The sequence below is a fragment of the Micromonospora sp. NBC_00898 genome (genome assembly GCF_045207895.1).
Classification (GTDB): domain Bacteria; phylum Actinomycetota; class Actinomycetes; order Mycobacteriales; family Micromonosporaceae; genus Micromonospora.
This window is the reverse complement of the sequence record NZ_CP108775.1, coordinates 3579944-3590803: the sequence shown is the minus strand read 5'-3', so window position 1 is coordinate 3590803 and position 10860 is coordinate 3579944. Positions and strand designations below refer to the sequence as shown.

The window sequence follows — 10860 nt, the reverse complement described above, 5'->3', positions numbered from 1 at the left end:
TCATCCGTGCCGGCCCGGGGCGGCGTCGGCTATGGCATCGGCGCCGACTATCGCGAGATCGCGCGAAGCGTGTCAACGACGAAGCGGTGGTCTTCCAGTTGCGGAAGCCCGGATACGCCGAACCATCCCACCACGCCGGTGCCGCGAACGCGCAGTGGCACTGCGCCCCCGGCGGCCGCATACCTTGAGGCCGGCAGTCCGAACTTCTCCGCCAGCGTCACCTGCCGGTCCTGGCAGAGCCGTGCCATGTACAGCGACGAGTGCTCGAACCGCATCACCACCCGTCCCTTGCGACGCAGCCACGCGTCGTTGTCCAGCGTCGAACCCGGCAGGCCGCAGTGGAACAACTGGCGTCCGGCCCGCCACACACCCACCGCGATCGGTAGCTGCTGCTCCCTCGCGGCGGCAACGGCGCGCATCCCCAACTCGTACGCGTCCGACTCCGACAGGGCCGGAAGCTCCAGCTCGCCCTCCTCGCGCAGCAGCTCCTCCAGCGTCGGCCACGGGTCATGGTCAGGTGGCATACGCACCTCCTCGTCGTTGAGTGGGGGACTGCCCCGGGGTGTGGTTGACTCGCGGTGTTGAGTGGTTCAGGCCGCGTGTGCGTGTCTGTTGATTGTCGCAAACCGGATGGTGGGCGCGTCGATCACCAGGCGCAGGGCGCGTAGTCCTTCAGGAAGCAGCCGTACAGGTCATCGCCCTGTTCGCCGCGGACGATCGGGTCGTAGACCCGGGCCGCACCGTCGACCAGGTCCAGCGGGGCGTGGAAGCCGGCGTCCGCCAGCCGCATCTTCGTCGGGTGGGGCCGCTCGTCGGTGATCCAGCCGGTGTCGACGCTGGTCATCAGGATGCCGTCGGCCAGCATCTCCTGGGCGCTGGTCCGGGTCAGCATGTTCAGCGCGGCCTTGGCCATGTTGGTGTGCGGGTGCCCCGGCCCCTTGTAGCCGCGGGCGAACTGGCCCTCCATCGCCGACACGTTCACCACGTACTTGCGGCGGGCTGCCGCCGCGGCCATCGCCGGTCGCAGCCGGCTGACCAGCACGAACGGCGCGGTCACGTTGCACAGCTGCACTTCGAGCAGCTCGATCGGGTCCACCTCGTGCACCCGCTGCACCCAGCTGTTGACCGGGTCGAGGTCCGGCACCAGACCGCCGGCGTCGATGGCGGTGGCTGCCGCGATCCGGTCCGGCGAGGCGGAGCCGCTGGTCAGGGCCAGCGCGGTGAGCGCCTGCGGGGGGATCGCGGCCGACTGTGGCGAAGCGGTCAGGCTGCCCGCCGGGTCGGCCCGGTCGGCCGGTTTGGCGAACGTGATCATCTCCGGCAGTGGACCGTCCGGCAGGGCCGCCGCCTCCGCGGCGACGAGCGGCGCGTACGCCCCGGGCGTGCGGCGGACGGTCTGCGCCGCGTTGTTGATCAGGATGTCGAGTGGTCCCTGGGCGCTGACCGAGTCAGCGAGGGCGATCACCTGGGCGGGGTCGCGCAGGTCGATCCCGACGATCCGCAGGCGGTGCAGCCAGTCCCCGCTGTCCGGCATCGCGGCGAATCGGCGGACCGCGTCGTGCGGAAACCGCGTGGTCACCGTGGTGTGCGCGCCGTCGCGCAGCAGCCGCAGCGCGATGTACATGCCGATCTTGGCCCGGCCTCCGGTGAGCAGCGCGCGTCGACCGGTCAGGTCGGTGCGGGCGTCCCGGCGCTCCCGGTTGAGCGCGGCGCAGGGCGGGCAGAGCTGATGGTAGAAGGCGTCCACCTCGCGGTAGCGCTGCTTGCAGACGTAGCAGCCGCGCGGATTGTGCAGGAAGCCGGCGGTGGCACCCACGGTGGGGGAGGCGAGCGGGACGCCCTGGGTCTCGTCGTCGATCCGGCCCGGGGCGCCGGTGGCGGTGGCGGCCGTCACCGCGCGGTCGGCCGCCGCGATGGCGTCCCGCCGTTCCTCGCGCCGCCGCTGCTTGATCACCTTGTAGAGCTTCGCCGTGGCCCGTTGCACCCGCACCACGTCGGGGTGATCGGGAGGCAGGTCCTCCAACGCCTCAAAGACGCTGAGACAGGTCTCCAGCCGGCTGCGGTCAATGCCGTTCTGACCGGTTTCGGTAATGTTGTCTGCCGTCATGTCGTCGCTGTCTCGTCCCGTTCCCTGCGCCGGTGCTACCCGGCCAACCCCAAGTCCGACCCGGAACTGTACGCACCGCACGCCCTCCGACGTATCCCGCCTCGTGGTCGGGGCCGTCGCCGACGCCGAAGTCACACCCGCAATCGCGCGCTGAGGCGGCTTCCAGCGACTGTTCTCACCAACGCCGCACCGCGGTTCGGTCCGTGCGGACTTGTGCTTCTGACCTACCTGGTCGCGACCGGGCGGAATCGCACGTTCAGCGCGGCCGAGTGGTCATCGCCGTTGAGCAGCTCGAGTCGGACGGGGGTGCCCCCGGGGTTGTCGAACAGCCGGATCCCGTCGCCGAGCAGCACCGGCGCGATGTGCAGGTCGATCTCGTCGATCAGTCCGCGCTCGAGGAGCTGTCGGCCGATCGTGGCCGAGAAGACCTCGAGGTTCTTGCCGCCGGCGGCGTCCAGCCCGATCCGGACCGCCTCGGCCACATCGCAGCTCAGGAAGGTCACGCCGACGGCGGGCTGCGCGTCCTCGGGATGGTGCGTGAGGACGAACACCGGCCCCTGCCACGCGCCGCCGTAGATGCCGCTGACATCGGGGTGGACATCAAAACCATCCCGACCTCCCAGCACGGCGCCGGTCGTCTCGGCGTACTCCTCGACAAGGCCGGGGCGGAACGAGAACCCCGTCATCCAGTCCATCGCATGGTTCGGTCCCGCCACGAACCCGTCGAGCGACATCGTGAAGTGCCAGAGCACCTTGCCTCCGGCGGTCTGCCGTTCCGGGTCCGCCATCGGCGCGGCGAACGTGGTGTCGATGCTCTGCGGGGTTTCTGCGATGGACATGATCAGATCCTCTTCTCAGTCGATCTCGTTCGGTTCGACGATGGGCAGGTCGTAGGTACGGCGCACGCTGTTTCCTATGCGGCCGATATCGGTGCCGTACACGTGCAGGGACAGGCCCACCGTCGCGCCCGAGTTGGTCACCCGGTGGATGTCGCCGGGAGGGGCGAAGCCGCTCACCGTCCCCGCATGGTCGGTGCGGGTCCCCGTCAACAGCAGGGCTCGGCCGCTTTCGTCGAGGCGGAACCGCTCCTCGCACTCGGTACCAGCGACGACAGCGACCGCGCACCAGGTCGTGTGGTCGTGCACGCTGGTCGCCTGCCCGGGCCGGGCGACGAGCGCGACGACGGAGAAGCTGCCGTCGGGCTCGACGTGAAGTACCTGGCTTCGATCACTCCCTCGGCGGGCGCGGGCCGGGACCTGCCGCAGGACCTCGTCGGCCGGGGGCAGCCTCCCGCTCAGATCGGCGACCACGGCGTCGACCACGGTCTGCCAGTCGGCCGGGACCCGGGTTGCGGCGCGAATCGCGGCGTACATGCGTTCCAGGGAGGAGGGCGTTTCCGGACCGGTACCGGTGGCACGAGAAGTGGTCGGCATGGCTCGCATCAGGTGTCCTCGTGGTTGGTTGAAGCGACGTTAGGCCAGCTGGGTAGCTCTGGGTAAGGTCCAGTTCCATGGCAGTGCAGTGGTCCGGTCTGACCCCGGCCACCTTCATCCAGCTCGATCGCCAGAGCCCCGATGCGCTGGGTTCGCAGCTGCAGAACGCGCTGCGAACAGCGGTCCGAGAGGGACGTCTGCGAACGGGTGAGCGGCTGCCCTCGTCGCGAAGGCTCGCGGTGGACCTCGGTGTCTCCCGTGGGCTGGTGCAGGCGACCTATGAACAGTTGGAGGCCGAGGGTTACCTGCGCGCCGTCGGCGGCTCGGCGACGCGGGTCGCGTTCAGCCCGCAGGCGGCTGTCGTCACCCCACCAAAGCGGACCCCTGCTGCCAGGATGGAGATCGACTTCGCGCCGGGACGCCCCGACCTGAACAGCTTCCCGGCGCGCGACTGGTTGTGGGCATGCGGGGAGGCGGCCCGCACGGCCGCTGCCCGTGATCTGGGGTACGGCGATCCCCAGGGCTCGATCAGGCTGCGAGAGGTCATCGCGTCGTACCTGCAACGGGTTCGCGGAGCGTTCGCAGGCGCGGACGACGTGGTGATCTGCAACGGGTTCACCCAAGGCGCCGTCCTGACCCTGGCTGCACTTCGAGCCGCGGGCGCCACCTCGGTCGCCGTCGAGGACCCGGGCCACCTGGACATGCCAGTCCTCGTCCGCCGGGCGGGCCTGAACCCGGTCTTCATCCCCGTCGACGACCGCGGCCTGGTCGTCGACGACCTCGCCAGGACGAAGGCGACCGCGGTCATCGTCACGCCGGCCCATCAGGCCCCAACCGGCGTCGTCCTCACGCCCGACCGGCGGCTGGCACTGCTGCAGTGGGCCGAGCAGGTGAACGGGGTGGTGATCGAGGACGACTACGACTCGGAGTTCCGCTACGACAAGCAGTCCGTCGGATCGCTCCAGGGCCTCGCGGCGGATCGCGTCGTGAGTATCGGATCGGTCAGCAAGTCGCTGGCTCCCGCGATCAGACTGGGTTGGGTGCTGGTTCCACGGCACCTGCGTGCACGGATCGCCGAGGACAAGCGCCGAAGCGACCGTGGCTCACCGACACTCGACCAGCTCGCCCTGGCTCGGCTGATGGAGTCGGGCCGGTTCGATCGCCATCTGCGCCGCATGCGCGGCGTCTACGCCGCGCGGCGCAACGAACTGGTCGAAGCGATCGGTCAGCACGCTCCCGACCTCGTGCTGACCGGCCTCGCCGCTGGCTTTCACGCCATCGCCCAACTCCCCGAGGGGGCCAACGAGGTGGAGATCGTCGACGCGGCGGCCCAGCGCTCAGTGGGGCTGCAGGGGCTCGGTCGATACCGATCACCGAACAGCGAGGGGCCGCCGGGGATCGTGTTCGGCTTCGGAGACGTCAACCAGGACGCGATCAGACGCGGGATCGCGGCCATCGGCGACCTGCTGCGGCAGGGATAGCGCGCGCGCCGGTGGAAACCGCCATGATGAGCCGGTGAAGATCCTGTCCATCCAGTCTTCGGTCGCCTACGGCTACGTCGGCAACTCGGCGGCCGCCTTCCCCCTTCAACGGCTCGGGCACGAGGTCTGGCCGGTACTGACGGTCCACTTCTCCAACCACACCGGGTACGGCGCGTGGCGTGGGCCGCTGCTGGCGCCGGCCGACGTGGCCGAGGTGATCGCGGGCATCGCGGACCGCGGGGTCCTCGGCAGCGCCGACGCGGTCCTGTCCGGCTACCAGGGTGACCCGGCGATGGGCGCGGTGATCCTCGACGCGGTGGACAAGGTCAAGGCGGCCAACTCGGACGCGGTGTACTGCTGCGACCCGGTGATGGGCGACGCCGGCCGCGGGTTGTTCGTCCGGGCGGGCATCCCGGAGTACATGCGGGACATCGTCGTCCCGCGCGCGGACATCATCACGCCGAACCAATTCGAGCTGGACTTCCTCGCCGGCCGTAAGACGAACTCGCTGACGGAGTTGCTGGAGGCGGTCGACGTGGTGCGCGAGACGGGGCCGCGGCACGTCCTGGTCACCAGCGTGCTCCACGGCGACGTGCCGGTGGGGTCGCTGGAGGTGGTCGCCGTCTCGGACGAGGGCGCCTGGGCGGTGACCACGCCGCTGCTGCCGATCAACCCGAACGGCGGCGGCGACGTCACCGCGGCGCTGTACCTCGCGCATCTGTGGACGACGGGCTCGCCCGCGACGGCACTGGAACGCACCATCGCCTCCGTCTTCGCCGTACTTGAGGCGACCCTCGCGGCGGGCACCCGGGAGATCCAGCTGATCGCGGCCCAGGACGCGATCGCCGAGCCGCCAGCCAGGTTCACGGCCCGGCGGCTGCGCTGACGCGACTTCCTCGGGGCCGTTACTGACGCGCCCGCCGACGGGGGCGGGACCGAGGTTCAGCCGGTCTCCGCCGGGGGCCAGCATCGACATCGGGTCACTGAATCCATAGACTGCGGTCTTTCTGGTACCACGAGTCCAGGGGAGGACCCACGTGTCGAGCGAAACCCGACCGCACGCCGTACCACCGCTGCTGTCCCGCCTCGCGGGCGTCGCGGTGGTCTCCGCCGCGCTGGTCGCCGCCGCCGGCGGCGCCGCGGTCGCGGCACCGGCCGCCGCCCCGGCGCCCACGAAGGGCCCGTGCGCGTACGCGCCGACGCCGGACGAGCCGGCGGCCCGGCCGGTGCCGCTGCCGCCGGACCCCCGGCGGACGCCCGACCGCGGCACGGTCCGGGTCACCCTGCGGACCAGCCAGGGCCCGATCGGGCTGACCCTCGACCGGGAACAGGCCCCGTGCACCGTTGAGAGCTTCCTGCACCTGGCCCGGCACAAGTTCTACGACCGCACACCCTGCCACCGGCTCACCGCCTACCCGACGCTGAAGGTGCTGCAGTGCGGGGACCCGTCCGGCACGGGGGAGGGCGGGCCCGGGTACCGGTACCGCGACGAACTTCCCACCGACCTGCCGCCGGCGCCGATCGACCCGACCGGGATCCGTCGGCTCTACGCCCGGGGCACCCTGGCGATGGCGAACGCGGGCCCGGACACCAACGGCAGCCAGTTCTTCCTGGTCCAGTCCGACTCGGCGCTACGCCCCAACTACACCGTCTTCGGCGCGATCGACGAGGCCGGGCTGGCCACCCTGGACCGGATCGCGGCCGGCGGGATCGCCGCCACGCCGGAGGATCCGGCGCCGGTCGACGGCGCTCCGGCCCTGCCGGTGGAGATCTGCCGGGCCACGCGGGGCCACGGGATACCAGTACCTACCGGCGATCAAGGCTGACTTTCCGCAGCGGCTGGGCCGCACCGATGAGGCGTCGGTCGCCTACCGGCAGGTGCTGGAGTTGACCAGGGGCGAAGCCGAGCGGGAGTTCCTGGCCGAGCGCCTCGCCGGTAGCTGTCGGCCGTAGGACTTCAGGCCCGCCGCACCGGAGCATGTCGCCGATGATGACGGCGTGACGGAGCAGGGGCTGTTCCAGGTCGCCCTGCATCGGTTTCGAAGCAAGCCTCACGGGCCGAAGGTGAAGGCAAACGCGCGTAGGCCGGGCTGGTCGGCGACGAGGGTCAGTACGTGATCGTCCCGGGACGCGCCGGCGACGAGCCGGATCATTGCTGCCCGGTCGATGTGCGCGACCGCGTCGCGGCCGACGTCGGCGCCGCGCTCGTCGCCGATCGGTTTCGCATCGAGCAGGACCGTGACCTCCGCCTGCCCGGACGGCCCCGGGTCCACGACGAGGTTCACCTCGCCGGCGTTGAAGGGAAGGGCGATCTCGCCCGTGCCGCTGGCGAGCTCGACGTACTCGCCGCTGCTCCGCCAGTCGCCGGCCAGGCCGAAACTGCCCGGCATGCTCCGCTCGGTGCCGACGTACGTCTCCGGCGTGACGCCGACGGGGGAGGGCTCGCCGGTCGCGGCGTACGTCGTCGCCTCGGGGCTGACCGGCGGAAGTTCGGTTCCGGGCCGCGCGGCCACGAGAAGCCGTCGGATCTGCGCCTCCACGTCGTCGTAGCCACCCTCGCCGATCCACCGACCAACGAGAATCCCGTCCGCGTCGAAGAGATATTTCGCCGGCCACGCGTTGTTGCCGAGGGCCCGCCAGACCGTGAAGTCGTTGTCGAGCGCGACGGGATAGGTGAGGTCGTGGTCGCGGATCCCCCGGTCGATGTTCTCGGCGCGCTTGCCGAACTCGAACTCGGGCGCGTGCAGGCCGATGACGACCAGGCCCAGCTCGGCGTAGTCGCGATGCCACGCCTTGGCGTAGGGCGCCGTGCGGATCCAGTTGATGCAGGTGTACTCCCAGATGTCGACCAGGACCACCCGGCCGTGCAGCGCTTCCGGGGTCAGCGGCGGGGAGTTCACCCACCGTTCGACAGTGAACTGAGGGATCCGCATGCTCATCTCTTCCCAGCCGGAGTCACGCCTTGACGCGTGGCTGGACGCGCACCACGTCGACCGGTCACCGCAGTGACCGGAAGGCCGCCCGGGGCTCGTCCGTGAACAGTTCCAGCTCTTGCGATGCCGCGAGGTGACCGCCATGGAGATGCCAGGTCCGGGCCCATCGTCCATGCTCAGCCTAGCTACGCGTCGGGACGTGGGAGCCGGAACGCCGACTTCGCGGAGCTCCCACCACATCCTCGATCCCCGGTGCGCTGCTGCCTGGCGCGTCGGGGCCGTGTTGCGTGTGACGGGGCGCATCGGGTAGTCCGCTGCGGCTGGTCAGCAGGAGGGCGTCCAGGCCGATCGCGCGCGGCAGCCGCCAAGCTCACCCGAGGAGCACGTGTCATGAACATCGCCGGACCGGGGCGCATCTCGCCGCAGGTCTCCCTGTTTCTGCTCGCCTCGATCCTCGTGTCGTTTCTGGCCGCGTCGGCAGCACCGACCCCGCTCTACGGGCTCTACCAGGCGCGCTGGCACTTCTCGCCGATCACGACCACGGTGGTGTTCGCCATCTACGCCCTCGCGGTGCTGGCGTCCCTGCTCACGTTCGGCAAGCTGTCCGACCATGTCGGGCGACGGCCGGTCCTGCTTGTCGCGATCGCGGTCCAGATGATCTCGCTGGTCATCTTCGTCTTCGCCAGCGGCGTAGCCACGCTGTTGGCCGCCCGGGTCGTACAGGGGCTGGCGGCCGGCGCCGCCACCGGTGCCGTCGGTGCCGCCATGCTCGACATCAACCGCTCCCGCGGCACGCTCGCGAACTCGATCGCCCCCGGAGTCGGAACCGGTACCGGTGCCCTTCTCTCGGCGCTGCTCATCGAGTTCCTGCCCGCGCCGACGCGCCTGGTCTACGTCGTCCTGCTCGGCATCCTGCTGATCCAGGGCGTCGGGGTCGTACTGATGCCTGAGACGGTCACGCCGATGACGGGAGCGCTGCAGAGTCTGCGGCCCGAGATCAAGCTGCCCCGCGCCGTGCGCGGGCCGGTACTGGTCGTCGCTCCGGTGCTCTTCGCCGTCTGGGCGCTGGCCGGCTTCTTCGGCGCGCTCGGCCCGGCACTCGTGCGCGCCCTCATGAACAGCTCGATCGTGGCCGGCGGTCTGTCCGTCTTCGTCTTCGCCCTCTTCGGGACCATCGCCGTCCTTCTGCTGCGCAACGCCACCGCGCGGACCGTGATGCTCACCGGAATCACCGCACTCATCCTGGGCATGATCATCACGCTGGTGTCGGTCACCACCGAATCCATCGCCGGCTTCTTCGTCGGCCTCGCACTCGGCGGCATCGGCTTCGGCGGCGGATTCCAGGGCAGCCTCAAGACGGTCACGCCGCTGGTCGAGGCGCACGAACGCGCCAGCGTGCTCTCCCTGCTCTACATCGTCTGCTACATCGGCTTCGGCCTGCCCACCGTCATTGCCGGCTTCCTCGTGGTCTACGGCGGCGGCCTGCCCCGGACCGCCGAGGAATATTCCGCCGCCGTCATCCTCCTCGCCCTGGTTGCCCTGTTCGGGCTGCGCAGGACCAGGACGACAGCACGCTGAGGCGCCACGGCACCGGCGGGCCTGGCACGGGCCCGGGCCGGCCGAGTGCTTTCGGGGCCCGGTTACGCGAGCGGGATCAACTCCGGGCAGGTTTTGGACTTGCAGGTCCATTTTTGTCGAGCCACAGTGTGGGCCGGGCGGTCCGACCCGGGCCGGTCGCGAATGTGGCGGACATCAGTCTGGAGAACCAAGACATGAACCACTACTACCTGCTCGGCCGGTCCGGGCTGCGGGTGAGCCGGCTTGCGCTGGGCACCATGAACTTCGGCACCGACGGCTTCCACGCCGCGTACGGCAGGACCGAGGCGGAGGCGGAGGCGATCTTCCGGCGCTACCTGGAGTCGGGCGGCAACTTCATCGACACCGCGGACTTCTACACCGCCGGGGAGAGCGAGCGCATCCTCGGCCGGTTGATCGCCTCCGCCGGGGTGCGGGACCGGCTCGTGGTCACCAGCAAGGGCACCAACAGCATCGACCCGAGTGACCCCAACGCCAGCGGCAACGGCCGCAAGCACATCGTCCGGGCGGTGGAGGCGTCGCTGCGCCGGCTCGGCACCGACTACATCGACCTGTACCTGCTGCACACCTGGGACCGGATCACGCCCGTCGAGGAGGTCGTCCACACCTTCGACGACCTGGTACGAGCCGGCAAGATCCGGTACGCCGGCCTGTCCGACGTGCCGGCCTGGTACGCCACCCGCGCGCAGAGCTACGCCGAAGCGCACGCGCTGACCCCGATGATCACCGTGCAGCTGCCGTACTCCCTGATCTCGCGCGGCATCGAGCCGGAGTTCGTGCCGATGGCCCGGTCCTTGGGGATGGGGCTCACCGCGTGGAGCCCGATCGGCGGCGGCCTGCTCACCGGCAAGTACCGGCGGACCGGGAACGGCCTGACCGGCGCCGGACGGCTCGGCAACCCCGAGGCCCCGGGCCCGAAGGTCACTGACCGTGACTGGCAGGTGATCGAGGAGCTCGAGAGCGTGGCCGCCGACCTGGGCCGGAGCATGGCCCAGGTGGCGGTCAACTGGGTCGCCACCCAACCCGCCGTCGCGTCCGTGGTCATCGGGGCGAGCAGCCCCGAGCAGCTGGACACCAACCTTGCCGCACTCGACTTCGAGATTCCGGCGGAGGCGCGTCGCCGGCTCGACGCGGCCAGTGCGCCGCCGATCGGGGCGCCGTACTCGATGTTCACGCCGGAATACCAGTCCTGGATCGTCAGCCCCGGTCTCGGCATCGGCGACAAGCCGGCGGGATACGCGCCTCCGGTGTTCAACGGCGCCCCACCCGTTGGCTGACGCCGACCCCGGAGGGGCTGCAGCGGGGTACGA

The 10860-nt window shown here is 70.5% G+C and carries 10 protein-coding genes; 5 read left to right on the top strand and 5 right to left on the bottom strand.

Annotated elements, in window-relative coordinates; genetic code table 11:
• Positions 1-47: 47 nt before the first annotated feature.
• The 4 genes from OG799_RS17515 to OG799_RS17500 form a co-directional block, all read right to left on the bottom strand.
• Complete coding sequence (locus OG799_RS17515; RefSeq protein WP_406046100.1) at positions 48-524, bottom strand: heme-degrading domain-containing protein; 477 nt, start codon at positions 522-524, stop codon at positions 48-50.
• Between the two features lie 122 nt (positions 525-646).
• Positions 647-2107 carry an SDR family NAD(P)-dependent oxidoreductase gene (locus OG799_RS17510; protein ID WP_406046099.1) on the bottom strand — a complete coding sequence of 487 codons (1461 nt, stop codon included), beginning with the start codon at positions 2105-2107 and terminating at the stop codon, positions 647-649.
• 224 nt (positions 2108-2331) lie between these two features.
• Positions 2332-2946 carry a dihydrofolate reductase family protein gene (locus tag OG799_RS17505; protein WP_406046098.1) on the bottom strand — a complete coding sequence of 205 codons (615 nt, stop codon included), beginning with the start codon at positions 2944-2946 and terminating at the stop codon, positions 2332-2334.
• A 15-nt stretch (positions 2947-2961) separates the two neighbouring features.
• The gene (locus tag OG799_RS17500; protein WP_406046097.1) at positions 2962-3429 is read right to left on the bottom strand and encodes a hypothetical protein; all 468 of its coding nucleotides are present in this window, start codon (positions 3427-3429) and stop codon (positions 2962-2964) included.
• 188 nt (positions 3430-3617) lie between these two features.
• Between OG799_RS17500 and OG799_RS17495 the strand changes: the two genes are divergently transcribed.
• From OG799_RS17495 to OG799_RS17485, 3 genes are all read left to right on the top strand, one after another.
• The gene (locus tag OG799_RS17495; protein WP_406046096.1) at positions 3618-5021 is read left to right on the top strand and encodes a PLP-dependent aminotransferase family protein; all 1404 of its coding nucleotides are present in this window, start codon (positions 3618-3620) and stop codon (positions 5019-5021) included.
• A 34-nt stretch (positions 5022-5055) separates the two neighbouring features.
• Positions 5056-5907 carry a pyridoxal kinase PdxY gene (pdxY, locus tag OG799_RS17490; RefSeq protein ID WP_406046095.1) on the top strand — a complete coding sequence of 284 codons (852 nt, stop codon included), beginning with the start codon at positions 5056-5058 and terminating at the stop codon, positions 5905-5907.
• 151 nt (positions 5908-6058) lie between these two features.
• On the top strand, positions 6059-6847 hold the full coding sequence (locus tag OG799_RS17485; protein WP_406046094.1) for a peptidylprolyl isomerase: 789 nt from the start codon (positions 6059-6061) through the stop codon (positions 6845-6847).
• 225 nt (positions 6848-7072) lie between these two features.
• Here the strand turns inward: OG799_RS17485 and OG799_RS17480 are convergent, their stop codons facing one another.
• Positions 7073-7954, bottom strand: coding sequence for a redoxin domain-containing protein (locus tag OG799_RS17480; protein WP_406046093.1), 882 nt, complete (start codon positions 7952-7954; stop codon positions 7073-7075).
• A 390-nt stretch (positions 7955-8344) separates the two neighbouring features.
• Between OG799_RS17480 and OG799_RS17475 the strand changes: the two genes are divergently transcribed.
• Together OG799_RS17475 and OG799_RS17470 are read left to right on the top strand one after the other, a co-directional pair.
• Complete coding sequence (locus tag OG799_RS17475) at positions 8345-9532, top strand: MFS transporter (protein ID WP_406046092.1); 1188 nt, start codon at positions 8345-8347, stop codon at positions 9530-9532.
• 194 nt (positions 9533-9726) lie between these two features.
• Positions 9727-10827, top strand: a complete 1101-nt coding sequence (locus OG799_RS17470; protein ID WP_406046091.1) for an aldo/keto reductase — start codon at positions 9727-9729, stop codon at positions 10825-10827.
• The last annotated feature ends 33 nt before the right edge of the window (positions 10828-10860 follow it).

Bases quoted from the DNA above. Each gene is read 5' to 3' on its own strand.
- OG799_RS17480 (WP_406046093.1), bottom strand. From the start codon at position 7,954: ATGCGGATCCCTCAGTTCACTGTCGAACGGTGGGTGAACTCCCCGCCG.
- OG799_RS17475 (WP_406046092.1), top strand. From the start codon at position 8,345: ATGAACATCGCCGGACCGGGGCGCATCTCGCCGCAGGTCTCCCTGTTT.
- OG799_RS17470 (WP_406046091.1), top strand. From the start codon at position 9,727: ATGAACCACTACTACCTGCTCGGCCGGTCCGGGCTGCGGGTGAGCCGG.
- OG799_RS17515 (WP_406046100.1), bottom strand. From the start codon at position 524: ATGCCACCTGACCATGACCCGTGGCCGACGCTGGAGGAGCTGCTGCGC.
- OG799_RS17510 (WP_406046099.1), bottom strand. From the start codon at position 2,107: ATGACGGCAGACAACATTACCGAAACCGGTCAGAACGGCATTGACCGC.
- OG799_RS17505 (WP_406046098.1), bottom strand. From the start codon at position 2,946: ATGTCCATCGCAGAAACCCCGCAGAGCATCGACACCACGTTCGCCGCG.
- OG799_RS17495 (WP_406046096.1), top strand. From the start codon at position 3,618: ATGGCAGTGCAGTGGTCCGGTCTGACCCCGGCCACCTTCATCCAGCTC.